This is a genomic window from Streptomyces sp. 2P-4 (genome assembly GCF_030167965.1).
In the GTDB taxonomy this organism is placed as follows: domain Bacteria; phylum Actinomycetota; class Actinomycetes; order Streptomycetales; family Streptomycetaceae; genus Streptomyces; species Streptomyces globosus_A.
This window is the reverse complement of the sequence record NZ_CP095012.1, coordinates 364,774-388,521: the sequence shown is the minus strand read 5'-3', so window position 1 is coordinate 388,521 and position 23,748 is coordinate 364,774. Positions and strand designations below refer to the sequence as shown.

At 73.4% G+C, this 23,748-nt stretch carries 23 protein-coding genes and 1 pseudogene; 13 read left to right on the top strand and 11 right to left on the bottom strand.

Annotation, left to right across the window (positions count from 1 at the left end; all coding sequences use genetic code 11):
• Positions 1-5: 5 nt before the first annotated feature.
• From dpgB to MUK52_RS32345, 4 genes are read left to right on the top strand one after another with little or no spacing between them, the layout of a single operon-like run.
• Positions 6-794 (top strand): enoyl-CoA-hydratase DpgB, encoded by a 789-nt coding sequence (gene dpgB / locus MUK52_RS32360; RefSeq protein WP_284581962.1) that lies wholly within the window; start codon positions 6-8, stop codon positions 792-794.
• On the top strand, positions 787-2,217 hold the full coding sequence (gene dpgC / locus MUK52_RS32355) for a (3,5-dihydroxyphenyl)acetyl-CoA 1,2-dioxygenase DpgC (RefSeq protein WP_284581961.1): 1,431 nt from the start codon (positions 787-789) through the stop codon (positions 2,215-2,217). The genes dpgB and dpgC overlap by 8 nt, the downstream gene beginning before the upstream one ends.
• Positions 2,214-3,542 (top strand): aminotransferase-like domain-containing protein, encoded by a 1,329-nt coding sequence (locus MUK52_RS32350; protein ID WP_114059368.1) that lies wholly within the window; start codon positions 2,214-2,216, stop codon positions 3,540-3,542. Before dpgC ends, MUK52_RS32350 begins: the two co-directional genes overlap by 4 nt.
• The gene (locus tag MUK52_RS32345) at positions 3,539-4,741 is read left to right on the top strand and encodes a cytochrome P450 (protein WP_114059367.1); all 1,203 of its coding nucleotides are present in this window, start codon (positions 3,539-3,541) and stop codon (positions 4,739-4,741) included. The genes MUK52_RS32350 and MUK52_RS32345 overlap by 4 nt, the downstream gene beginning before the upstream one ends.
• Before the next feature lie 31 nt (positions 4,742-4,772).
• Here MUK52_RS32345 and MUK52_RS32340 read toward each other — a convergent pair whose 3' ends face one another.
• Genes MUK52_RS32340 through MUK52_RS32330 form a run of 3 tightly spaced genes read right to left on the bottom strand, consistent with a single transcriptional unit; the run spans position 4,773 to position 9,450 of the window.
• Positions 4,773-6,590, bottom strand: a complete 1,818-nt coding sequence (locus MUK52_RS32340; RefSeq protein ID WP_284581960.1) for an ABC transporter ATP-binding protein — start codon at positions 6,588-6,590, stop codon at positions 4,773-4,775.
• On the bottom strand, positions 6,587-8,377 hold the full coding sequence (locus MUK52_RS32335) for an ABC transporter transmembrane domain-containing protein (RefSeq protein WP_284581959.1): 1,791 nt from the start codon (positions 8,375-8,377) through the stop codon (positions 6,587-6,589). The genes MUK52_RS32340 and MUK52_RS32335 overlap by 4 nt, the downstream gene beginning before the upstream one ends.
• Positions 8,374-9,450: a methyltransferase gene (locus tag MUK52_RS32330; RefSeq protein WP_114059364.1), complete on the bottom strand. Its 1,077-nt coding sequence runs from the start codon at positions 9,448-9,450 to the stop codon at positions 8,374-8,376. The genes MUK52_RS32335 and MUK52_RS32330 overlap by 4 nt, the downstream gene beginning before the upstream one ends.
• Before the next feature lie 383 nt (positions 9,451-9,833).
• Here MUK52_RS32330 and MUK52_RS32325 point away from each other — a divergent pair, with 383 nt between their 5' ends.
• Positions 9,834-9,977 (top strand): hypothetical protein, encoded by a 144-nt coding sequence (locus MUK52_RS32325; protein ID WP_284581958.1) that lies wholly within the window; start codon positions 9,834-9,836, stop codon positions 9,975-9,977.
• Positions 9,978-10,007: 30 nt separating this feature from the next.
• On the opposite strand, the gene MUK52_RS32320 is transcribed toward MUK52_RS32325, so the two are convergent.
• Positions 10,008-11,081, bottom strand: coding sequence for a hypothetical protein (locus tag MUK52_RS32320; RefSeq protein ID WP_284581957.1), 1,074 nt, complete (start codon positions 11,079-11,081; stop codon positions 10,008-10,010).
• A 169-nt stretch (positions 11,082-11,250) separates the two neighbouring features.
• Here MUK52_RS32320 and MUK52_RS32315 point away from each other — a divergent pair, with 169 nt between their 5' ends.
• The 3 genes from MUK52_RS32315 to MUK52_RS32305 all read left to right on the top strand — a co-directional run bounded on the left by MUK52_RS32315 (position 11,251) and on the right by MUK52_RS32305 (position 12,711).
• Positions 11,251-11,886: a Tat pathway signal protein gene (locus tag MUK52_RS32315; protein ID WP_284581956.1), complete on the top strand. Its 636-nt coding sequence runs from the start codon at positions 11,251-11,253 to the stop codon at positions 11,884-11,886.
• A 219-nt stretch (positions 11,887-12,105) separates the two neighbouring features.
• The gene (locus MUK52_RS32310) at positions 12,106-12,375 is read left to right on the top strand and encodes a hypothetical protein (RefSeq protein WP_114059362.1); all 270 of its coding nucleotides are present in this window, start codon (positions 12,106-12,108) and stop codon (positions 12,373-12,375) included.
• 138 nt (positions 12,376-12,513) lie between these two features.
• Positions 12,514-12,711, top strand: a complete 198-nt coding sequence (locus tag MUK52_RS32305; protein WP_162793359.1) for a helix-turn-helix domain-containing protein — start codon at positions 12,514-12,516, stop codon at positions 12,709-12,711.
• A 15-nt stretch (positions 12,712-12,726) separates the two neighbouring features.
• On the opposite strand, the gene MUK52_RS32300 is transcribed toward MUK52_RS32305, so the two are convergent.
• Together MUK52_RS32300 and MUK52_RS32295 are read right to left on the bottom strand one after the other, a co-directional pair.
• Entirely contained in the window at positions 12,727-13,353 is a 627-nt protein-coding gene (locus tag MUK52_RS32300) for a GOLPH3/VPS74 family protein (protein ID WP_284581955.1), read from the bottom strand.
• A gap of 124 nt (positions 13,354-13,477) precedes the next feature.
• Entirely contained in the window at positions 13,478-14,851 is a 1,374-nt protein-coding gene (locus MUK52_RS32295; RefSeq protein ID WP_284581954.1) for a hypothetical protein, read from the bottom strand.
• A 231-nt stretch (positions 14,852-15,082) separates the two neighbouring features.
• On the opposite strand from MUK52_RS32295, the gene MUK52_RS32290 reads away from it, so the two are divergent.
• A complete protein-coding gene (locus tag MUK52_RS32290) occupies positions 15,083-15,544 on the top strand; it encodes a hypothetical protein (protein WP_284581953.1) in 462 nt (153 codons plus the stop codon).
• The gene (locus tag MUK52_RS32285; protein WP_284581952.1) at positions 15,541-16,770 is read left to right on the top strand and encodes a hypothetical protein; all 1,230 of its coding nucleotides are present in this window, start codon (positions 15,541-15,543) and stop codon (positions 16,768-16,770) included. The genes MUK52_RS32290 and MUK52_RS32285 overlap by 4 nt, the downstream gene beginning before the upstream one ends.
• Positions 16,771-17,002: 232 nt before the next feature.
• On the opposite strand, the gene MUK52_RS32280 is transcribed toward MUK52_RS32285, so the two are convergent.
• The 5 genes from MUK52_RS32280 to MUK52_RS32260 form a co-directional block, all read right to left on the bottom strand.
• Positions 17,003-17,446, bottom strand: a complete 444-nt coding sequence (locus MUK52_RS32280) for a hypothetical protein (RefSeq protein ID WP_284581951.1) — start codon at positions 17,444-17,446, stop codon at positions 17,003-17,005.
• A 521-nt stretch (positions 17,447-17,967) separates the two neighbouring features.
• Positions 17,968-18,204, bottom strand: a complete 237-nt coding sequence (locus MUK52_RS32275) for a helix-turn-helix domain-containing protein (RefSeq protein ID WP_284581950.1) — start codon at positions 18,202-18,204, stop codon at positions 17,968-17,970.
• A gap of 14 nt (positions 18,205-18,218) precedes the next feature.
• A complete protein-coding gene (locus tag MUK52_RS32270) occupies positions 18,219-18,557 on the bottom strand; it encodes a helix-turn-helix domain-containing protein (protein WP_200305578.1) in 339 nt (112 codons plus the stop codon).
• Entirely contained in the window at positions 18,554-18,937 is a 384-nt protein-coding gene (locus MUK52_RS32265; protein WP_284581949.1) for a type II toxin-antitoxin system RelE/ParE family toxin, read from the bottom strand. Before MUK52_RS32265 ends, MUK52_RS32270 begins: the two co-directional genes overlap by 4 nt.
• 474 nt (positions 18,938-19,411) lie before the next feature.
• Positions 19,412-19,852 carry a GntR family transcriptional regulator gene (locus MUK52_RS32260; protein ID WP_284581948.1) on the bottom strand — a complete coding sequence of 147 codons (441 nt, stop codon included), beginning with the start codon at positions 19,850-19,852 and terminating at the stop codon, positions 19,412-19,414.
• Between the two features lie 308 nt (positions 19,853-20,160).
• Here MUK52_RS32260 and MUK52_RS32255 point away from each other — a divergent pair, with 308 nt between their 5' ends.
• The 3 genes and pseudogenes from MUK52_RS32255 (at position 20,161) to MUK52_RS32245 (ending at position 23,411) form a co-directional block, all read left to right on the top strand.
• Entirely contained in the window at positions 20,161-21,918 is a 1,758-nt protein-coding gene (locus tag MUK52_RS32255) for a replication initiator (protein ID WP_284581947.1), read from the top strand.
• Positions 21,915-22,103 (top strand): helix-turn-helix domain-containing protein, encoded by a 189-nt coding sequence (locus MUK52_RS32250; RefSeq protein ID WP_284581946.1) that lies wholly within the window; start codon positions 21,915-21,917, stop codon positions 22,101-22,103. The genes MUK52_RS32255 and MUK52_RS32250 overlap by 4 nt, the downstream gene beginning before the upstream one ends.
• A pseudogene (locus tag MUK52_RS32245) lies at positions 22,103-23,411 on the top strand (tyrosine-type recombinase/integrase). The gene MUK52_RS32250 and the pseudogene MUK52_RS32245 overlap by 1 nt, the downstream one beginning before the upstream one ends.
• Positions 23,412-23,748: the final 337 nt, after the last annotated feature.

The following is a 23,748-nucleotide window of genomic DNA, read 5'->3' as shown; positions in this document are numbered from 1 at the left end:
CTGCGATGCGGACGCACGACACGCTGCCGCCGCCCGCGGAGGGCGAACCGGCCGACGGGACGGCGAGGACCGTGCCCGGCGGCCCCGCGGACGGGCTGTGCACCACCCTGGAACTGGACGCCCGGCAGCCCCTGCCCGAGCTGACCGCCGCCGTCACCGGCGCCTGCGACCGGGCCGAGGCGCGGGCCGACGGCTCGGTGGTCCTGCTGCGGCTGCCCGACGCGCCGGCCGGGACGCGGGCCTGGCCGGGGGAGGTGGACATCCGGCAGATCAACCGCTGGGAGCGGGCCGTGCGGAGGCTGGAGCGGCTGCCCGCGCTGAGCATCGCCGTCGCCTCCGGGGCGTGCGGCGGGGCCGCCCTCGACCTGCTGCTGGTCAGCGACTACCGGATCGGGTCGCCGGACCTGCGGCTCCTCGCGCCGGTCAACGACGGGCACTTCTGGCCCGGGATGGCCGTGCACCGGATATCCCGGCAGCTCGGGGCGGCCCGCGCCCGGCAGATCGTGCTGTGGGGCGACGACATCGACGCCGTGCGGGCCCGCGACCTGGGCCTGGTCGACCAGCTCGCGGACGACACGGAGGAGGCCGCGCACACCGCGGCCGTGCTGATGGGCCGGATCTCCGACCGGGAGCTCGCGATCCGCCGGCAGCTGCTGCTGGAGGCGCAGAGCCTGGAGTTCGACGAGGCGCTGGGCCCCCACCTGGCCGCCTGCGACCGCGAACTGCGCCGCCTGGCCGCGGCCGCGGACGCTGCGGCGGAGCCGGGCGGCACGGCGGGAGGGCCGGGTGAGTGACGGGACGGCGCGCCGGGAGGCGGACCTCCCGGCGGCCGGCCCCGACTCCCCCGGCTCCCGCGCTTCCCGCGTCGGCGGCCCCGACGCCCCCGACCCCGACGCCGTCCCGGGAGACCCGGGCTTCTGCGGGGACCCCGCCGCCGACGCCAAGCTGCTCGCCGGGTACGCCGCCGAGACCGAGCGGAGGCTCGCCCTCCTGCCGGCCCGCCCCGACCGGACCGCCGCCGAGGCCGAGCGGGCCGAGAACCTCCACGAGGACTGCCGTGCGGTCCGGCACGCCTTCCTCGCCCGCCACGCCGACGCCGTCTACGACGAGCTCACCGCGGGGCGGACGCGCCGCCCCCGGCTGCCCGAACTGGCCGCGGAAGCCGCCGTACGCTTCCCCGGGCTCGTACCGGACGCCGCCCGACTCGGCGCGGAACGCGCAGGCCTCCAGGCGCACAAGGAGGGCCGCGAGATCGACCAGGGCATCTTCTTCGGCGCCCTGCTGCGCTCCCCGACCGCGGGCACGCACCTGATCGAGAGCATGCTGCGGCCCGCGCCGGGCTCGGCGGCCCGCCTCGCGGAGTTCCGGCGCACGGACCGGCTGGAGCTGCCCGCGGTGCTGCTCGAACGCCGCGGCGAGGGGGCGTACGTCACCTTCCGCAACGGCCACTGCCTCAACGCGGAGGACGACCGGCTCATCGCCGACCTCGAAACCGCCGTCGACGTGGCCCTCCTCGACGACCGGATCCGCGTCGGCGTGCTGCGCGGCGGGCCCGTCACCCACCCGCGCCACGCCGGGAGGCGGATCTTCAGCGCGGGCATCAACCTCAAGGAGCTGCACGCGGGCCGGATCTCCTTCGTGGAGTTCCTTCTCGGCCGGGAGCTCGGCTACGTCAACAAGCTGGCCCGCGGCCTGCTGCGCGAGGGGCCGGCCGCCGCCGGCGGAGCCGCGGCCGGCAAGCCGTGGGTGGGCGTCGTCGACGGGTTCGCCATCGGCGGCGGCATGCAGCTCCTCCTCGTCCTGGACCGCGTCATCGCCGAGGAGGGCGCCTTCCTGAGCCTGCCCGCCGCCGACGAGGGCATCGTCCCGGGCCTGGGCAACCTGCGGCTCACCCGCCTCACCGGAGCCCGCACGGCCCGGCAGGTCATCCTCTCGGGGCGCCGCATCCACACCTCCGACCCGGCGGCCGCCCTGCTGGTCGACGAGGTGCTGCCGGCCGCCGCCCTCGACGCGGCCGCCGAGCGGGCCGTTCGCGAGCTGGCCGGGCCGGCCGTGGCCGCCAACCGGGCCATGCTGACGCTCGCCGAGGAGCCCCTGGAGCTGCTGCGCGGCTACCTGGCGGAGTTCGCGGTCGTCCAGGCCCGCCGCATCCACAGCCCCGACGTGCTGGCCAAGACCGGGCGGTACCGGGCGCGTTCGGGACGGGCCCCGGCATGACCGTCCTCCCCCGCGACGTGCTGCACGCCTCGCTCCAGGACCCGGTCCTGGAGTCGATCGGCTTCCTCAACGAGATCATGGGCCGCTACCCCGACGCCCTCTCCTTCGCCCCCGGCGCCCCCCACCCGGCCCCGTACGAGGGCCTGGACACCGCCCGCTACCTGGACCGCTTCACCGCGCACGCGGCCGCGTCGGGTCTCGGGCCGGAGCGGGCGGCCCGGCTGCTGTACGAGTACGGGCCGGCCCGCGGGCTGATCAACGGGATCGTCGCCGACGCCCTCCGCCGCGACCAGGGCATCGACGCCGACCCGGACGCGCTGGTGATCACCGTCGGGGCGCAGGAGGCGATGTTCCTCGTGCTGCGCGCCCTGATCGCCTCCCCGGGGGACGTGCTGGCCGTCTCCGACCCGTGCTTCGTGGGCATCACCAGCGCCGCCAGCCTGCTCGGCGCCGCGGTGGTGCCCGTCCCCGAGGACGCCGACGGCCTCGACGTCGGCGCACTGGCCGAGGCGTGCCGGGCGGCCCGCCGCTCCGGGCGCCGCATCCGCGCCTGCTACGTCGCCCCCGACTACGCCAACCCCGGCGGCACCCGCATGGCGGCCGGGCGGCGGCCGCGGCTGCTGGAGCTGGCCGCGCAGGAGGACTTCCTCGTCCTGGAGGACAACGCGTACGGGTTCACCGCTCCCCCGGGCGCCGAACTGCCCGCCCTGAAGGCCCTGGACGGCGGGCGGCGGGTCGTGCACATCGGGACGTTCGCGAAGGTGTGCTTCCCCGGGGCGCGCGTCGGCTACGTCGTCGCCGACCAGTCCGTGTCCACCGCAGGGGCCGCGGCCGTCCCGCTCGCGGCGGAGCTGGCGCGGCTGAAGACCGCGGTCACCGTCAACACCTCGCCGGTGTGCCAGGCGCTGATCGCCGGGATGCTGCTGGAGCACGGCGGCTCGCTCGCCGAGCTGAGCCGGGCCAGGTCCGCGCTGTACCGGCGCAACCTCGCCCGCCTGCTGCGGGCGCTGGACCGCGAGGGCGCGGCCGGGCTGCCGGAGGGGGTGGAGTGGAACCGGCCCGGCGGCGGGTTCTTCGTCCGGATGCGGCTGCCCGTGCCGGCGGACGCCGGGCTGCTGGAGGTGTCCGCGGCCGGGTACGGGGTGCTGTGGACGCCGATGGCGCCCTTCCACCCGGGCGGCGGGGGCACCCGTACGCTGCGGCTGTCGTGCAGCTACCTGGAGCCGGAGGAGATCGACGAGGGCGTGCGGCGGCTCGGGGCCTTTCTCCGGGAGCACGCCCGGCCGCGGTCCGGAGCGGGTGCGCGGCCGGGGGGTTCCTCGTGAACAGCGGCCGCGTTCCCGTCCACCCCACCGCCCGCGACCGGGACCGCCCGTTCGACCCGCCGCCGGAGCTCACGGCGCTGCGCACCCGCGGCCCGGTCAGCCGCCTGCGCTACCCCGACGGCCACCTCGGATGGCTCGTCACCGGCCACGAGGCGGCCCGCCGGGTGCTCGCCGACCCCCGGTTCAGCGCCCGCTCGGAGCTGAAGCGGGTGCCGGTGGCCCGGCCGGGGACAGACCCGTTCTACGGCAGCCCCGCCCTGCCGGGCTGGCTCGTCGACATGGACGCGCCGCAGCACACGCGGCTGCGCCGGCACCTGATGGGCTGGTTCACCGCCCGCCGTACGCGGGCCCTGGCGCCCCGCATCGGGCAGATCGTCGGGGACCGCCTGGAGGCGATGGCCGCCCTCGGCGGCCGGGCCGACCTCGTCGAGGCGTTCGCGCTGCCCGTCCCCTCCCTGGTGATCTGCGAGCTGCTCGGCGTGCCGTACGGCGAGCGCGCCTCCTTCCAGCGCAACAGCGCCACCCTGTTCCGGATCGGTGCGACCGCCGCCGAGGCCGAGGCAGCCATGGCCGAACTGGACGCGTTCCTCACGGAGCTGGCCCGGCACCGGCGCCGGGCGCCCGGCGACGACCTGCTGAGCGCACTCGCGGCAGGGGGCGAGCTGTCCACCGCGGAGGTCGCCGGCGTGGGCGCCCTCCTGCTGTCGGCGGGGCACGAGACGACCGCCGGCTCCCTCGGGCTCGGCACGTTCGCGCTGCTGTCCCACCCGGGCGAGGCGGCCCGGCTCGCGGACGATCCGTCGCTCGCCGGGAACGCGGTGGAGGAGCTGCTGCGGTACCTGACCATCTTCCACTTCGGGGTGCCCCGCTCCCCGCTGGAGGACGTCGTCGTGGAGGGGTGCACGCTGCGCGCCGGGGAGTCCGTCACGGTGTCGCTGTCCGCCGCGAACCGGGACCCGGCGCGCTTCACCGACCCCGACCGCCTCGACCTCGCCCGCCCCGCCTCCGGGCACCTCGCCTTCGGCCACGGGGCGCACCAGTGCATCGGGCAGCACCTGGCCCGCACGGAGATGCGGATCGCGTTCCCGGCGCTGTTCGCGCGCTTCCCCGGGCTGAAGCTGGCCGTGCCGCCGTCGGAGGTGCCGCTGGGCGAGGACATGGGCTTCTACGGGGTGCACCGGCTGCCCGTGGCGTGGTGAGGGACGGAGGCCCTGCCGGCCCTGTGCCGCGTCAGCCGTGCCAGGACTTCCACAGCCGGGCGTACACGCCGCCGCGGGCCACCAGGTCGTCGTGGGTGCCGGTCTCGGTGATGCGGCCGTCCTCCAGGACGACGACGCGGTCGGCGTCGTGGGCGGTGTGCAGGCGGTGGGCGATGGAGACGACCGTCCCGGCGAGGAGCGCGGCAAGGGCGCGTTCCACCGTGCGCGCGGTGTGCGGGTCGAGGAGGGCGGTCGCCTCGTCGAAGACGACGACCGGCGGGTCGAGGAGCAGCAGCCGGGCGAGGGCCAGCTGCTGGGCGCGGGCCGGGGGCAGTTCGGCCGCGCCGGAGCCGACCTCGTGGTCCAGGCCGAGCGCCGACGCCCACTCCCAGGCGGCGACGGCCCGCAGGGCGCGCTCCAGGTCGGCGGGGGCCGCGTCGGGGCGGGCGACGAGCAGGTTGTCGGCCAGGGTGCCGCGGAAGACGTGGTACTCCTGGGTGACGAGGATGACGCTGCGGCGCAGTTCGTCCGGCGGCAGCTGTGTCAGGGGCACGCCGCCCAGGCGGACGGTGCCCCGGCCGGGGGTGTCGATCCCGGCGAGGAGGCGGCCGAGGGTGGATTTGCCGGCGCCGGAGGGTCCCACGACGGCCAGCCGCTCGCCGGGCCGTACGTGCAGGTCGACACCGCGGAGGCTCTCCTGCCGCTGCCGGTAGGCGAAGTGGACGCCCTGGACGTCGATCGCGGCGTCGCGGGGGCCGCCGGGCCGCGGGGCCTCGTCCGGGGCGGCGGTGGCCGGGGCTGCCGCCGCCGGGGCGGCGGCGTCGCGGACGCCAAGGATGCGGGCCATGGAAGCGCCGCCGACCTGGAGTTCGTCCATCCAGTACAGCATGGTGTCGACGGGCCCGATCACCTGCTGGACGTACAGGGTGGCGGCGGTGACGGCGGCCAGGCCGACCATCCCCTCGATGTACATCAGCCCGCCGATGACGAGGGTGGCGGCCACGGGCAGGATGTAGCCGGTGTCGGCGATCGGCAGGTAGGTGCTGCGCAGGTTCAGGGTGTGCCGTTCGGCAGCGTACGAGGCGGCGATGTCCGCGTCGGTGCGGCGCCGGCGGCGCCCCTGGAGTCGGAGCGCCTCCACCGTGGGGGCGCCGGCGACGGTCTCGCCGAGGGTGTCGGTGAGGCGGGCGTACGCGGAGTTGGAGCGCAGGTAGCCGGCGCGGGCCCGCCGCAGGTACCAGCGTGTGGACAGCCACAGCACCGGCACGGCGACCAGGCAGGGCAGCACCAGCAGCGGGTCGGTGAGGAACACGGCGCCGACGGTCAGGGCGATGGTGGTGCCCGCCACGAGGGTGTCGGGGACGGCCCGCTGCACGGTGAGCGCGAGGACGTCGACGTCCCTGGTGGTACGGGTGACCAGCTCGCCGGTGCCGGCCCGCTCCACGACGGGGGTGGGCAGGGACAGCACCCGCTCGACGAACTCCTCGCGCAGCTCTGCCAGTACGGTCTCGCCGAGGCGGAGGGAGGCCAGCCGGGCGAAGCGGGTGAGGACCGCCTGGAGGACGACCGCGGCGCAGATGGCGAGGGCGACCGGGGTGACGGCGAGGGTGCCGTGCGCGGCGGCCTCGACGATCCGGCCGAGGAGCTGGGGTGCGGCCAGCGCGGCGATGCAGGCCAGCGCGTGCAGGGCGAGGGACGCGGCCAGGGGGCCGCGGTGCCGGAGCATGGTCCGCCGGGCGTGCGCGCGGACCTCCCGGGGGGAGGCGACGGGCAGCCGGTCGGCGGGCGGGGCCGCGCCGGGGCCGAGGCCGGCGGCGGGGTCCGGGTCGGTGGCGGCGGGTGCGGTCATGCCAGGACCTCACGGGTGACGACGGCGCGGTAGTCGGGGTCGGCGAGCAGGGTCCGGTGGCGCCCTTCGGCGACGGCCTTGCCGTCCTTGACGAACACCACCGACTCGGCGTGTTCCAGGACGATCGGGCTGGTGGTGAAGACGACGGTGGTCCGGCCGGCGCGGTGGGGGCCGAGGTTCCGGGCGACGCGGCCCTCGGTGGGGGCGTCGAGGGCGTTCGTCGGCTCGACGAGGACGAGCAGCCGCGGGTCGGCGAGCAGGGCGCGGGCCAGGCGCAGCCGCTGCTGCTGCCCGCCGGAGAACTCGCGGCCGCCGGTGGTCTCGTGGGCGAGGCCGTCGGGGAGGGCGTCGACGACGTCGCGGGCGGAGGCGGCGTCGAGGGCGCGCAGGAGGGCTTCGGTGCGGAGGCCGCCGTCGCGGGGGCCGCCGTCGCGGGGGCCGCCGTCGCGGGGGTCGCCGTCGCGGGGGTCGCCGTCGCGGGGGTCGAGTTCGGTGCCGAGGCGCCCGGCGAAGAGGGTGGCGTCGTTGTCGGCGAGGAGGGCGTGGCGGCGTACGTCGTCGGTGCGGTGGGCGGAGAGGGGGGTGTCGCCGAGCAGCAGCGCGGAGTCGGTGTGGCCGCAGAGCCGTTCCGCGAGCGTACGGGCGTCCCCTTCGGTGCCGCAGACGACGGCGAGGAGCCGGCCGGGCGGGACGGTCAGCCCGGAGTCCGGGTCGTGCAGCGGGAGGCCGGCCGCGGCGGCGTCGAGGGGGCGGGTGCCGCCCGGCCGTTCCCGTTGCAGGCGCAGGAAGTCCAGGACGCGGCCGGCGGCGACGTTGGCGCGGGTCAGCTGGTCGAGCATGGCGGTGACCTGCCCGAGCTGGTCGGTGAGGAAGACGGCGTACCCGTAGAAGGCGACGAGCAGGCCCGGTTCGAGGCGGCCGGTGCTCACCTGGTGCGCGCCGAGCCAGACGATGGCGACGAGCAGCGCGCCGGGCAGCAGGACGCGCAGGAAGGCGATGTCTGCGACGGTGGCCGCGACGCGGGTGCCCTCGGCGCGCACCGCCTGGGAGCCCTCGCGGTAGCGGCGGCCGTACGTCTTCTCGCCGCCGAAGCCGCGCAGCACGCGCAGCCCGTCGATGATGTCGACGGACAGGTCGGTGAGGGCGCCCTGCTGTTCGCGCAGCCGCTGCTGGCGGCCGTGCAGGACGCGCATCAGCCGGGTGACGGCGGCGGCGATCAGCGGGACGCCGACCAGCACGACCAGGCCCAGCTGCCAGGACGTGACCAGCATGAACACGGCGGCGAAGAGGATCGAGACGATCGCGCCGCTGCCGCGCGCCGTGCCCTCCAGGGCGGTGCCGAGGTGGCCGACGTCCGAGGCGCTGACGCTGACGACGGAGCCAGTGGAGGCCCGCCGCGGCAGGTCGGCGCCGAGGTGGGCGGCGTGGCGGACGACGAGCTGGGTGGTCCCGTACACGGCGCCGAACCGGTTCGTGATCGACGCCCGGTCGCGCAGCATGCCGACGACGGCCTGGAAGACCCCGAGGGCGAGGACCGCCCCGCCCCACAGCAGCAGTGCGTCGCGGTCGCGCTGGAGGAGCCCGCGGTCGATGCCGAGGGCGACGGCCGCCGGGACCAGCGCCTGCGCAAGAGTGCACAGCACGCCGAACAGCGTGGCCAGGACGAGGCCGGCGCGGTGGCGGGTCGCCAGCCACAGCAGGAAGCGGACCGGGGAGCCGGTGGCGGGCGCCCCCGGGTCGGCGGCGGGGAACCGGCTGCGGCCGGCGGAGGGCAACCGGCGGCTCACGGCTTGGTGCCGATGGTCAGACCGTGCTCGTAGGGGTAGCCGGTGCGGGTGCGCACGGCGTCGAAGCCGGCCCGGCGCATCCACTCCTCGTAGTCGCGGGCCGGGTAGGCCATGCCCTGGCCGCTGGCGAGCACGTTGAGGTAGAGGGAGAGGCGCGCGGAGTACCAGCCGCGGGTCTCGTCGTCGGAGGCGTTGTAGCCGTAGACGAACACGCGTCCGCCGGAGGGGAGGACGGCGTGCGCCTTGGCCAGCAGCTCCGTGATCTGCCCGGCGGAGAAGATCTCCAGGACGTGGCTGAAGAGGACGGCGTCCGCGCCGGGCGGGAAGGGGTCGGCGAAGAGGTCGCCGGGGTGCAGCCGGATGCGGTCCCGGGCCTCGGCCTTGGCGTCGGCTGCCAGTTGGGCGACGGACGGGATGTCGAAGACGGTGGAGCGCATGCCCGGGTGGCGGGCGAGCAGCCGGGCGCTGGTGGTGCCGTCGCCGCCGCCGATGTCGAGCAGGTGCCGCACGGTGGCGAACTCCCCCGTCTCGACGAGCGCGTCGAGGCTCTTGAGGGTGAAGGCGCTCATGCTGCGGTGGAAGACCGCCTCCCGCTCCGGGTCGTGTGCGAGGCGGCGGTAGAGCGTCGGCTCGTCGCCGGGGTGCGCGTCGAGCGCGAGGTTGGTGCCGGCAGCGAGGGCCTCGCTCATACGGGAGAAGGCGGGGTAGTAGATCTCCCGCCAGCCGGTGAGGATGTGGCGCCAGCTGTCCGGGCCGTCGGGGGCGAGGAGCTCGGCGGCGGCGGGCGCGTTGCGGTAGCCGCCGTCGGGGCCCCGCTCCAGCAGGCCGGTGGTGCACACGGCGTGCAGCAGCACCCGCAGGGAGTGCGCCGGCACGCCGACGGCGGCGTGCAGCTCCTCGAAGGAGGCGCCGGGGTGGGCGGAGAGATGGCCGAAGACATCCCATTCGAGCGCGGTGACGACGGCGTTGAAGAGGGCGGGGGCGTTCACGAGGAAGTGGAACCGCTCGGCGACCGGATCGACGGCGGCGCCGTCCGGACCGGGACCGCCCGGCGGGGAGCCCTGTCCGGGCACGCGGGCCGACTCAGGACGTCCGACCTGGCCATACGGATTCGTTCCAGCTGATGGTGCCGTGTCGGCAGACGAATTCAACGTCGCACCTCTCGTCAGCAGATCGCCGCGGCCCGCTCACGGGGGCACCACAGCCGACTCCAAGATCACGATCACGCCCTCGCATGCTGGCACACCCCCCAGACCCCGGCAACAACCCCCCGCACAATCCGGCCGCCGCCGGGGACGGGGCCCCACAGGTCCCCGCGCGGGGCCGAGCGGGTGAATCGGGCCGGGAGTGCCGGGGCGCGTGTGCGGGCAGCGCGGGACGGGGCTTCCGGGCTTGCGGTCATGACGAGTGGGACCACCGGCGGCCGTCTGCGGCGCGGCTGCCTGGACGCGGCCACGTGACCGAGCGGCTGCCCCCGCAGGTCTCCGACGATGCCCTGCGCACCTTCACCCGAGCCCCCGAGCGCGAGTTCCGCGAGCTCCGCGACGACGTCGACCCGGCAGGCCGGCCCCGGGAGCGCCCGGCCTGCCACTCCTTCTGACGTGGCGGCCCCGCACCCCGCGCCCGTACATCACAGAAGGTCGGGCTTCCAGATCGTGCGGTCCGGGTGGACGTGGGCTGTGGGGGAGAGTTCGTACGAGCCGGCGTCGGCGTTCGGCGGGACCACCCAGCCGACGCCCTGGTAGGCGTACGGAACCGGCTCGCGCGGGATCGAGCAGCGGGCCGGGTCGGTGATGACCGTGCGGCCCGGGGGGACGTCGACGGGCTGCGGGTTCGGTGCCTCCGGGCACGCGTGGAAGGCCTTCTGCCGTGCGTACTGCACCTTGACCCGGACGCGGGCCGTTGCCGCGCGGTCGGCCTGGTTCGTGAGTTTTACGGCGAACGCGACGCGGTCCGCGTCCACCCGGGCGCACACCCGCCAGACCACCGACTCCGGTCCGGGGACGGGCTCTCCGCAGCGGCTGTCGGCGCCGAGGGTGTTCTTCTCCAGGCCCGGTTGTTCGAGGGCTGCCGCCCGCGGGGTCGTCGCCGGCTGCGGGGCGGTGGCGGGCATTGCGGTGTCCGGGGTCGTGCGGGCGGAGGCCAGGTAGGCGACGAGGACTGCTGCCGCCACGCCCGTCGCGGCCGCTGCCGCCAGGCGGGATGCCGTGCGGCGCCGCCTGCGTGGCGGTGCGGGGCGGGTGCTCGCGGATGGGGGCGCGGGCGGGGCGTCCGGGGCCGCGGGATCGGGGGCGGTGCCGCGGAGGTGTTCCACCGCGCGTTTGCGCCAGTCGCGGGGGTGGAGGGCCTCCAGTTGGCGTTGGAGGTCGTCGATGCGGGCGGCGAGGGCGGCCAGGCGGTCCGCCGGCGGGCCCTCCAGGCCGAGTTCGCGGACGATGGCCCGGGTGGTGGCCGCGCCGGGCAGGCCCGCGCCGCTCAGCCAGACCTGTTCCCGCCCCCGCAGCCACAACGACACCTTCGGCGCGGGCGTGCCCAGCCTGCGCGCCAGCCAGTTCTGGTACCGGCCCTCGGCGGCGAGGGCGTCCTTGACCGCCGCCGACCAGTCGTCCAGTGCCCCGCCGAACGCCCCGGCCAACTCGGTGAACGGCGGACCGGCACTCCCGGTGCTCCCGGCACTCCCCAACGCGACCACACCCCTGAACATGTTGCACCGACTCACTGAAAGCGCAGGTCGGAGCGGTGTAACCGGGGGTGCAGCATTACACCGGCCGCCACCCCTCCTCCGGCCCCGGACCCGCGGCCATTGTCGTTCCCGGCGGTGCGACGGACGCACCGCTCAGGCCGGGGTTCACCCCGGAGAGGAGAAGAACGACGTGATCCGATCACTCACCCGGGCAGGCCGCCGCCGCGCCGCCTTCGCGGTGCCCCTGCTCACCGCCGTCCTGTGCGGCGCCGCCTCCCCCGCCGTGCTGCCCGCGGGGCAGGCGCAGGCCGCGGCGGGCGGGCGGGTCTGCTTCTTCCAGGACGCGGAGGGGGCGCGCGGCGCAGGGCACATCGCCTGGGCCGTCCGCGACCCGGGGAACTCCCAGCACTGGATCTGGGGCGCGACCGAGAACGCCGAGGGCGACTCGTACACCGCGCCCGGCAAGCCGAACGGCAGCTGGATCGCCGGCGGCACGTGGGAGAAGCTGCGCACGAGCCTGAAGCCGGACAGCGGGCACCGCAAGGGCTTCTACGACCACTACCGGTGCACGAACACCCCCGGCGGCGACCTGCGGGCGGCGCAGCGCACCTACCAGAACATGAAGGCCAACGGCTACCAGGTCACCCACAACAACTGCCTGACCAAGGCCATTGCGATCTTCCGCAAGTACAGCCCCTCCCTGGGCGCCGGCCGCCTGCCCGACGGTCAGGCCACCCCGCCGAACCGGTACTTCGGCGCCGTCCTGAACAAGGCGCCCGGGTGGGAGAAGGCCCGCGTCTACACGCCCGCCAAGGGCCGGAAGTGAGGTCCGGTATGTGCCAGCGCTGCAAGGGCGACGGGAAGTGCACGACCTGCGGGGGCTCCGGGTTCCGGGGCTGGAGCGGGGCGAAGTGCGACAGCTGCAAGGGGAGCGGGGACTGCAAGGCGTGTGACGGGCGGGGCTGACGCGCCGCCGTCCCTCGCCCTCGCCCTGACCCGATCCGGTCGTGGGTTCGTACGCCGTCAAGACGAAGGGGGTTGGGCCATGCCGGCTTGGCTGGTCATCGCCGAAGAGGAGTCGGGCGCGCAGCGGCGCGTCACCGTCATCAGGACAGTGAGCGGGAACAGGACGCGGGAGGAGGCGCTGGGCGAACTGCTGAGGGCGGCCCGGACGTACGTGCCGCCCTCCTGGAAGAGCAAGGTACGGGTGGTCGGGCGCGACTTCGACGGCTCGTTCTGGGTGCTGCCCGACAGCGGCGGGGAGCGGGGCGCCGCCTCCTGCCGGATCCGTCTCGTCGAGCAGGTGCACCCGTAGCGAAGCCCTGCCCCGGTCTGCGGTGCCGGCCGTTCGTCGACCCTCTCGGTCGGCGGGCGGCCGGCTCCGTCCTGTGCGTGCCCTGCGGGCCGGTGGAGGGCGGGTCGGGGGGTGCTCGGGCGCGCGGCGGGTGGCGCGGTGGTCTTTCGCCACGAGCGGGCCGCACCCGTGCGCGGTACCTGGTGGCGGAGTTGTCGGAAGGACGAGGTCGGGGCGCGGCAGCTGGGCATGTCGGCGCGGACGTACCCGCGCCACGTCGCCGACCGGCTGCGGACCCTCGGCGCGTCGAGCCGCCCAACCGCCGCGCTGCTGGCACGGGAACGCGGCTGCATCTGACGCCCGGCCCCTTGGCTACGCGGAGGCGGCCGCGCCCTGGAGGTCCTGCACCGCCCGCTGCACGGCCGCCGACACGGGTGCGGCGTCCGCGGACAGGGCGGCCAGCCTGTCCTTGAGGGCGCGGCGCCGGTCGGCGGGCAGGGCGGCGGCCAACTGGCCGCCCGCGTGGGCGATCCCGGCCAGCAGGGCGACCCGGCCGGCGTCCGCGCCGCCCGCCGCCTCGGCGGCTGCGGCCACTGCCGCCCGTACGCCGCGGGCGGCGGCGACGCCGTCCGCGGTGAGCGCGGCCTTGTTCAGCGGGAACACCCCGAAAACCCGGTCGGTACTCTGCTCCACGAGCCCGTCCTTCTCCAGGCCGCGCAGCACCTCGCGGATCGACTCCCGGCCGTCCTTGCGGACCCAGTGCAGCCACTTCCGGTCCGGCTCGGCCCCGACCTGCTCCCACAGCCGCCGCAGCACGGCGTCCTGCGGCGCCTGCCCGGCGGCGCGGGCCGTGCCCGCACGGTCGGCGAGGGCGCCGCCGTCGAGCAACTCGGCGAGCAGCGCCCCGCGCACCGCCGGAGCGAGGGACTGCCGCACGGGAAGCCGGCCGCCCTCGTCGTCGAAGGCGAGCAAGACCATGTCCTCTGCGAGAGTCCTCACAACGTTCCTCCGCAACGGCGCCGACCGACTTACCTGTTGATCCTGTCGACGGCAGGGCCGGATCCGGCCGTACCGGCACACGTTCCGAAAACTGGCCGAGAACCCCCGCCACCTGCCGGTTTCGTCAGGGGGCGCGGAACATCAGGGTGCCGAACATCCCCGCACGGGTCTCGGTCATGGCGAGGTTGCCCGCCCTGTAGTCGATCGCGAGACCTGTGACCGGCAGCAGCGTGCGCGGGGCGGTCACACTGCTGATCGGCGTCCGGGTACCGTCGCCGGAGGTGAAGGCGTACATGGTCATGTCGGAGGTGGTCCTCCCGGCGAGGACGTACACCGCGTCCGCTTCGGCACCGACAAGGCGGGGCACGGTCACCGCCTCCACGGGCCGGCTCCACCGCATCGCCCCGGTCTTCAGGTCGAACGCCGCCACGTGGGCAGGGGTGTCGCTGATGGTGCTTCCCGCCGTGACGAAGACGGTGGTGTCGGTGAACCGGATGTCGAACATGCTGTCCGGCCGCCAGTAGGTGCCGATGCCGCGCAACTCGGCGTGACCGACGGGGGTGGTGAGCGCGATGCGGCGCGTGATGGCCCCGTCGGCCGCCAGGAGCAGCAGCTCGGGCGCCGCCTCGGAGGGGGGCGTGACGAGGAGTGCCTCGGGGTGGTCGGACACCAGGTGCAGGTACATGCCGTCGCCGAGCGGAACACGCTCTGCCGCGGGCTTGGTCTGGCGGCCCTTGCCGTCGAGGGTCACGAAGGAGTAGTTCGGCCTGGCCGGTGCGCCCTTCTCACTGAGCATGACGGTGATGCGGTCCCCGCGGACGGCCATGTCGTCGTTGTAGACGAATTCCTGCCGGGCGACGCCCGGGTTGGACCACGCCCACGCCCGGCTGTGGTCCTTCTGCAGGCCGACCACGGTGTTGGGCGTCATGACGGCGAGCACGTCGCCGGCCCAACCGAGAGCCGCGGTCTCGCTCGTGAACGGCTGCCCGGCCACCGCGGAGCCGGTGACCGACGTCGTCCAGACGACGGCGCCGTCCCTGCCGGTGTCGACCAGCGACACGTGTTCACACGAGGCGCCACGCCCTTCCGGGTCGCCCTTGATCCAGGCGACCGCCCCCAGCCCGTCCGCGGACAGGGTCGGCGTCATGGCACAGAGGGTCGCGCCGGGCTCGGGGGGTTGGACGCTCCCCTTGGACTGCCCGGTGGCCGCGTCGAGGATCTCGACACCGCTGCCGCGGCCCACGTACAGGGCCGACGCGGTGTGCCACGTCGCGTGGAGGGTGGTGTGGAAGGGCTTCCCGGTCGCGGTGGGCGACATCCAGGCGGGCGCGAGCTTCGGGGGCGCGAACGGCGGCCGGGGCGTCGGGCTGCTCTTCGACTCGGCAGCCGGCTTCGGCCCGCACCCGGTGGCGGCGGCCGCCAGGACTGCGGAGGCGACGGCGGGCAGCAGGACGAACCGCGCCCAGCGCCGGAGACGGAGCGGGGGATGGGAAAGCACGGGGTGTTACGGGCCTTTCGGTGCACCCGGCTCGGCAGGAGCGGATCCGACGCCACTGCGCGAGTCGGATGATCGGACTGTCAACGTTAGGCTGAGACTAAGCCTTTCGCGGCGCACGGCACGTCGGACACCCCGGCGCGAAACCGCAGGTGCAGCACGGATTTCGTTCGTGTGCACGGGTGCGGTCGTGCGAGACTCCCGTCCTCATCGAAACGGGGGGTCAGGGTGTACGTGCGTAACAGGCCGGTGGTGGTGGCCGTAGCCGCTGCGGCGGTGCTGCTGTCGGGCGGGTGCGGCGGAGCCGCGTCCATGTCCTCGTCGGGCGCGACGAGTGGCTCGCCGATTGACCAGGTCGCCGTCGACGGTGACCTCCGCAAGGCCCTCGCCGCCGCCGGACTGGACCACGCACAGGCGATGACCACCTCCGAGCGGGGCGGTGTGAAGGACCCGGACAGGGTCAACTGGTACGGCACGGCGAAGTCCGCGGACGCCGAGAAGGCGTTGCCGAAGATCGGGGCGGCGCTGGAGCGTGCCGGCTGGAAGCAGGACGGCGAGCGGACAGCGGCCGACTTCCTGTCCTACCGGAAGTCCGACTGGCGCATGGTCGTCAGCCGCATCCCCGGAGCGGATCTGCAAAGCGTCTCCGCGGACAGCAGCATGGTGCAGCTGCTGGCCAGTCGGCACGGCGCATGAGCAGCGGCCCCCGGCGCGATATCCGCGCACTCTCTCCGGAAGCGGGCCGCATCAACGGCGACGGCCTCCGGGCGTACGCCGCCGAGGAACTGGCCGACTGCGCCCTGGACCAGGCCGAGCCGTCGTGGCGGCGGCGGGCCTGCGCCGAGGCGCTGCACGGCCGGGTCCCGCAGACGCACCTGGAGGCGCTGCTGGCGTGCGTCCGCGACCCGCACGACGCGCACGAGGTGCGCGTGCAACTCCTGGGCCTCCTCTCGGACCGCGAGGAACTGCTGCCGTGGCTGCGCCACGAGGACCGCCGGGCAGAGCGCGGCTACCGGATCGAGCAGCCCGTCCTCCGGGCCCGTACCCGGCTCGGCGACCTCACGGCCCTCACGGCGGTGGCGGACCTCGCCTTCCGCCCCGGCTGGCGCGACCGGATGGCCGGCGGGGAGTGCCTGGAGACCCTGGTGGACCGTCACGGCGCCGCGGCCGTGGCCGACGCACTCGACGGCCTCGACGAGTCCGAGCCCGCCGTCCGCGCCCTGCGCATTCGCCTGCGCGACCTCCGCGGCGAGGACATCACCGACGCGCTGACCGACCCGGACCCCGAAGTCGCGTACGCCGCCCAGGACCTTATGGCCGACACGGACCGACTGCGCGCGTACCTCGCCGAAGCCCCTACGGTCGACGCCGCGCTCTGGGCTGCGTACGCCCTGTACCGCCTGACCGAGGACCCTGCCCCGGCCCGGGCCGCGTACGAGGCGCTGGGCCGGCCGCGGGTCGAGGTGGAGGGGCTGGACGAGGACGTCCGGCGGGCGATCGTGCACGAGTACGTCCCGTACTGCGGGAACGGCACGGACCCGCGCTGGCGCCTGGAGGCGATCTGCACGGACCCGCCCGCCCGCCCCGACCAGGAGGCCCAACTCCACCGCGCGTCGGCGGCCCTGACGGCGGCGGGCCTCGCCCCGAAACCCCCGGTCCACTGCGGCGAAGCACACCAGCAGGGCGACGGCACGTACCACGTGATCGAGTACGCGGACGGCCGCGAGGTCTCGATCAGCACCCTGGGCCCCTGGGCAGGCGACTTCGAGGGCGACCCCCGGGCCCGAGCGGCCCTGGAATCCGCGGGCTTCCACTGGATAGACGCAGCAACGGGCGCCACGCACGTAACAGGCCTGAACGTCTACTACTTCGGCTCCCGCCAGCCGATGGACATCCACACACTCCTCTACTGGCAGGGCTAAGGGATCGCGGGAAATCAACGTGTTCCCTGCAAGCCCTTAGCCGCCTCTTCGCATCTCTTCGGCGGTGGCCGCAGCCCCGGAATGCCCCCGTGGCCTCGGCGCCGCCAACGAGGCCGCCGTCCAATGACACTGCCGTCGACTATCGTACAGCCGCCACCTCATGCAGAAGCCCCGCCAAGCGCACTTGGCGGGGCTTCAAATTGGCCTCAGCGACTCATTATGAGACCTCCCCCTATCCCGCCTTACCTCCGTACTCCGACTGGAGACGGACTGCGAGAGCAGATACTTCTTCCACCGCGGGGTCGATTCTTACCGTCCACCAGGTGCTGTCACTGGCAGTTAGAACCAGAAGGCATTCTGCGAAATCCCCTGCAGCGAACTTCCCCGGATCGAGCAGACAGCGATCCTTTACCGCTACGAGTAGCAGATCGAAGCACTGCTGCACGCTGGCCGCGAAGTCTTGGAGCTGATCCCACGACATGACGCACCCTTGCGGCGAGGAGGCCACCCGCTGCAGAAATTCCCTATATCCCAAACCCGCCATTGCCTGCAAAATCCCGTCGAATTCGAGCACAGACCATACCCAGCCATTGTCAGGGACCCAGGCAAGCACACTATCGAAACCGATCATCCCGCCTTCAGCGTCCTGCATCTGGAATTCCAGAATTCCATTCATCGATCACCCCTCAATCCAGCGGCTCCGGAATACCACGACTACGGGTGCCGCCAGTCGCATTTTCATTCCAGCGATGCTGATGCGGATTGTCATGGTTCTGCGGCCGTCCGTGGTCAGTGAATTCGATGTCCCTCACAGGCTTGCCATCTGCATCAAACTCCCGAGCCTGAGCGTACGGGGGATTCCGCTTGCTGACCTTCACCCCAAGCTGCGTGTGTGGATAACCGGCGGCCGCCGAGTCAGGAGCTGGCTCACCGGTCCGGGGGTCCCTCGGGAGCTCCCTGTTCGGAAAACCCCGAGGCGTACCGCAGTCGCTGTTGTGTACCAGTACCGGCGTATCGCCCGCGAGCACATAGTACGTGTGCTACGCACCCCACCCTCACCTGCGTTATCGCAGGTCATCGGGGGTTTCGTGCTCCGCTGGCGTCCGTGGCTGTGCCCTGGCGTCCGCGCTTGTTGCCGTCACTACTGCCGTCAGCGGTCTACACCGCCTGGGGAATTCCAGGAATTCCGAATGCGTGTCAAGCGGCTTCGTCGTGCGGGGTGAGGCTGATGCTCAGGTCGGCGCCGAGAGCCTGAGCCAGGCGGCGCAGGAGGGGAAGTGTGGGCACGGTCCCGCCGCCTTCGAAGCGGGAGATCTGCGGCTGCTTCATCCCGCACCGCTCGGCCAGCTCGGCCTGGGACAGCCCGAGCTCGATGCGCCGGTCGTGGACGAGTTGCCCGAGCTCACGGGCGAGCGCGGAAGGCGGGTCCTGCATGGTTCCTCCCCGCCTCAGGCCGCTGGGGCGACGATGGTGACGGTGGGCTCGTCTCCGCCGGCGAGGTGCACGTCCACCGTGAGGTCCAATGCGCGGGCCAGGCGCATGATGACCGCGATAGGCGGCAGCTCGGTGGCCGTCTCGATGCCTTCAATGTCATCGACGCCGACGTGCATGCGCTCGGCGAGGTCGGCCTCGCTCAGGCCCAGCTGCTTACGCCGGTCGTAGACGGCCTTGCCCAACGTCATGGCGAGGCCGGCCTCTTCGTAGACCCGATCGTACTCGGGGTCAGCGTCCAGGTGTTCGCCCAGCAGCTGGCGGTGGCGACGGGTCCTCCATTCGCTGTGGTTCACCGGTTCTCCTTGAGGTTGCGGCTGTAGAGGTCGTGCTCGGCTGCGGCTTCATGCTCTGCCTCGCACAATCGCTGTGCGGCGTGGGCGCGGTCCACTTCAGCCTGCTCGCGCATCTTGGTCTTGCGGAACACGGTGAGCAGCACGACACGTCGGTCGGGTGCGAGCCAGTAGGTAATGCGCTGGTGAGCATCGCCGAGGCGGAAGCGCAGCTCGCGGAGCTTGCCGCCCAGATGGCGGGAGTGCGGTTCGTCGAGCGTGGTGGGCTGCTCCGCGAGCAGGTCAGCAACGCGTTCGGCCTGCTTGTAGTGATGGGCCGGAATGCTCTCCAGCCACAGCCGTACCTCCGGCTCGATCTCGATCGAGTACCGCCCGCTGTCCATAGCGCCGATGATATATGGGCCGGGCTGATGCGTCGCCCAGTTTGGCGGCGCGGAGCCGGGGCGGGAGGGGCCGCCGCGAGGGTGGGCCGCCGGGGCATCGCTCCCCCGCTGGAGGCGGTGCCGGCCACCGCCCTCGGTGAGCCTGCGCGACGCGCGTGAAGGGTCGGCCCCCTGGCCGGCCCTGTGCCTGCGATCCGGCCGTAGGACGGTCGTAGGCGATAGCTTGCTCCGCCAGGTGCCCGGCTCCGGTCATCCGGCAATCTGGCCGGTTGCCGCTCCCGCAGCCCCACTACCGCTTCGGCTCGGTGCCTCCAGTAGCGCCTGATCGCGGGAGTAGACGGCGGGGTTTGCAGACGACGGCGGCCCGCTCAGGCGGGCGGTGCCCGCCTTGAACCTCGTAGAGAAAATCTGAACGCACGCCCCGGGCCACCCCCGGCCACGCTTGTCCGGTCCTGGGCCACGCGGCACGGTGGGTCAGTGGCCCCGCTCGCCGCTGCCTGATTCCAGGGCCTTGATGCGGCCACGAAGGTCGGCGATCTGCTGAGCGGCCTCGGCCAGCGCTCGTTCCAGCGCTTCGACGCGGGCCGCCGTCCCGGTGGCGGGCGCGGTCGCCTCGGGGCCGTCGAGGTCATCAGCGTCGCCATCTGCGTGGTCGTGGTGGGCGACGAAGGCTCCCTTGCCGGGGCGGGAGACCGCCCACCCCTCCTGCTTCAGCAGGGCCATGGCCTTCTGCACGGTCAGGCTCGACGCTCCGAACTCCCGCATCAACACGGCCTGCGTCGGCAGCGCATCACCCGGCTGCAGCCCGCCGGAGCGGATGCGCTCGCGCAGGGTCTCGGCGATGACCTCGAACGTCAGCGGTACCCCGCTGCCCGCCGGCCTGCGCCCGCGCCGCGTCGTCACCACGCCTGCCACCCCGCTTTCCACGCCCTCTACCAGCGAAATCCGGCCCGTCCAAGCCGGGAAACCGGCCCCACACTACCCGCGTCCCGACCCCACAGAAAGGAATGAGGAGGGATGCACTTGAATGCGCCCGTGGGGCGATGTTAACGTCACGCACCCGCCGGTGATCACCACCGCGCCCCGCCGACCAGGCTCCCACTGGTCCGGCCCTCGCGCCCGACTTCGAGGCGCCCCGTTCCCCTGTGAGCCGATCACTTCGGCCTGCCCACGCCACCCCGCGCATACCGCTTCCGCACTCCCGCCGAAAGGCCCTGTTCCGCATGCCCTCACAGCTCCAACTTCCGTACCCCGCAACCGTTCCAGCCGCCTCGCATCCGTCGTCGGCGTTCACGACACCTTCCTGCCCGGCGGACGTCACCGCATCGGCGGCAGGACGTTCGACCCTGGAGCGCCGCGCCAGGCTCACCGCCAAGCTGGCGAAGCTCGCCGCCACCGGCCACCTCGCACCCCTCGCACGACAGATCAGCACGCTCGGCGGGTGCGCGCACCCGATCCGCCTGACCGGGCACCGAACCCGTCTGAACAGCGCGACCGGCGAGATCCTCGACCACTTCGACTCCGGCCGGCTCCCGGCGGGCGAGCTGCTGGTCCGCTGCGGCAACCGTCGCGTCACCCGCTGCCCCGCCTGTTCCGCCATCTACCGCTACGACACCTACCAACTCATCGCCGCGGGACTTCGCGGCGGCAAGACCGTCCCCACCAGCGTCGCCGCCCACCCCCGCGTCTTCGCCACCCTCACCGCACCCGGCTTCGGGCCCGTCCACAACCAGCCCGACACCGGCCGCTGCCACTGCGGCCACACCCACTCCGACAACGACCCGCTCCTCGGCACCCCACTCGATCCCGACCGCTACGACTACGCGGGCGCGGTCCTGTGGAACGCGCACGCCCCGGCCCTGTGGGCACGCTTCACCACCCACCTGCGGCGGGAGATCGCGAAAGCGGCAGGGCTGACGCAGCGGGTCCTGCGGGACCACGCCACGCTCTCGTACGCGAAGGTCGCCGAGTACCAGAAACGGGGCCAGGTCCACTTCCACGCCGTCGTCCGCCTCGACGGACCCACGGGCCCTGGCAGCACACCGCCCGCCTGGGCCACCACCCAACTCCTCGACCACGCCGTCCGCGCCGCCGCCACACGCACCCGCGTCCGCCACGGGGGCGAACCGCCGAAGCAACCGCAGCCCGCCGGGGACATCCCCGCGCCCCAGCCCCAAAACTCACATCGGGCCGGGCGGTTGGTGTTCCGGTTCGGGCGGCAGATCGACGTCCGGGCGATCCGCGGCACCGACTTCAGCGGCGGTGGCCCGGTCACCGACCGGCACGTCGCCGCCTACATCGCCAAGTACGCCACCAAGGGAGCCGAGACCACCACCGGCACCCTCGACCGCCGACTTCGCCTCCTCGCCGAACTGGATAAGTACGACATCACCGACCATGCCCGCCGCATGATCCACACAGCCTGGCACCTCGCCACCAAACGACGGCACGCCCACCTGCGCCTGCGCCAATGGGCCCACATGCTCGGCTTCCGAGGCCACTTCTCCACCCGCACCCGCCACTACTCCACCACCCTCGCCCACCTCCGAGCCGAACGCACCGCCTGGCGAACCAGCCGACCCGACCCCCAGACCCCGGCCCCAACATCGGCTGAGACGCAGGCCGGCCAGACGGACAGCACTCCGGTCAGTGACCGCGCCGGACACCCCACTGACCTCGCAGCCGGTCACCGACCCAGTCACGGTAATTCCACAGGTCACCGTCCCGGTCACCGCGATATCACTGCACGGCCCGACGGTTCGGACACGACGCTGGTCATCTCCCACTGGCAGTACGCCGGAACCGGCCTCCTGCCCGAACTCGAACACCTCGCCGACCTCCTGGCCGCGAAACGGCAGACCCGACCCGAGCAACCGACCCGAACCCGACGCTCGAAGCGCTCCGGCGACCGCGCCGGCCACCCGGTCCGTCACTCCGGTTGCCGGTTGACCAGCGCAGACCGGCAGGGGGTCACCGAGTGACCGCCGACACGGAACTCCTCACCGTCCCCCAGGTCATGGCCCGCCTCCAGCTCGGCCGCTCCGCCGTCTACGACCTGCTCCGCACCCGCCAGCTCGCCTCCATCACCCTCGGCCGCGCCCGCCGCATCCCCACCCACGCCCTGACCGACTTCATTCGCACCCGCCTCGACCAGGACGCTGCCTGATGACCACGCCCCGCGACACCCCCGCCTCCCGCCGCGTGCGCGCCAACGGCGACGGAACCGTCTACCAGCGCAAGGACGGCCGCTGGGAAGCCGCCGGATACGTCCTCGCCCCCGGCAACACCCGCAAACGCATCCGCGTCTACGGCACCACCCGCAAAGACGCCCTGGCCAAGCTCACCGAGAAGATCGCCACCAGCAACCGCGGCCTCCCCATCCCCTCCACGCAGGGCAGCGTGGCCACGTACCTGACGTACTGGCTGGAGAACGTCGCCGTCCACCACCTCCGCGAAACCACCCACACCCGCTACACCACCTGCGTCAACCGCTACCTCGTCCCCGGCCTGGGCAAGAAGAAGCTGGTCAAGCTCACCGCCAAGGACGTCCGCACCTGGCTCAACCAGCTCCGCACCTCCTGCCAGTGCTGCACGCGCCGCCTCGACGCCCGGCGTGAAGATCCCCCGCTGCTGCGCCGTTGGCCAGTGCTGCCACAAGCTGCTCTCCCCGCTGACGCTCACCTACATCCACTCCGTCCTCAAGTCCGCCCTGGAACACGCCGTCCGCGAAGAGGAGATCCCGCGCAACGTCGCCCGCAACGTCCGCACCGGCACCCCACGACCCCGACGCCTCGAACCCCTCACCGCCAGCGAAGCCCGCCAGCTCCTCACCGCCGCCCAGAACCACCGGCTGCACGCGCTGTTCGAACTCGCCCTCCACACCGGACTCCGCAAGGGCGAACTCCTCGGACTGCGCTGGGAAGACCTCGACCTCGACGCAGGCACCGCCGCCATCCGCCGCACCCTTCAGCGAACCGCCGCAGGCGGGCTCACCACGCTGCCCACCAAGACCCGGGCCTCCGAACGCCGCATCGCCCTCCCCACCCGCTGCGTCCAGTCGCTGAAGCTCCACCACGAACAGCAGGAGCGCGAGCGGGAGTCCGCGGGCACTACATGGCAGCACGACGGGCACGTATTCACCACCGGGCAGGGCCGACCGATCGACCCGACCAACCTCACCCGCGCCTTCATCACGCTCCTCCGCAAGGCCGGCCTCCGCCGCATCCGCTTCCACGACCTCCGACACTCCACCGCCACCCTGCTCCTGGAACAGGGCATCGAACTCATCGTGATCAAGGAACTCCTCGGCCACGCCCACATCGGCGTCACCGCCACCGTCTACGCCCACGTCCGGCTCCGCCTCCAGCGCGACGCCATCGACACTCTCAGCACGGCCCTCGTCAGCCCGACCGGTGCCAAGGCAATTGGGCTCGACGGCGATGAACCGCCAGCCGGCGCTGCTCTCGTCCGTTGACGTTGCCGTCAACTACTGCCGTCACCCCATGCAGAAGCCCCGCCAGGAGTCACCTGGCGGGGCTTCTGTTTGCTCGTGTTTACGACATGATCGGCACTCTGCTACCGCGTCCAGACGACGCTTTGCGGCAGCACGCCGTCCTCCCAGAGTCGGTCGAGCTTAGCGAAGAGCCCGGGCAGGCTGGTATCGAACTGTTCCCACGCCGCCGGGTCCAACTCCCGCCATGGATCCGAGATGGTCAGACCGGGTGGTAGAGGACCGGTTGAGCCATACATCTTGCGGCATGCGGCACACCACGTGTAGCTGATCACTGCGGGACGATTCGCGTGTTTCGTAT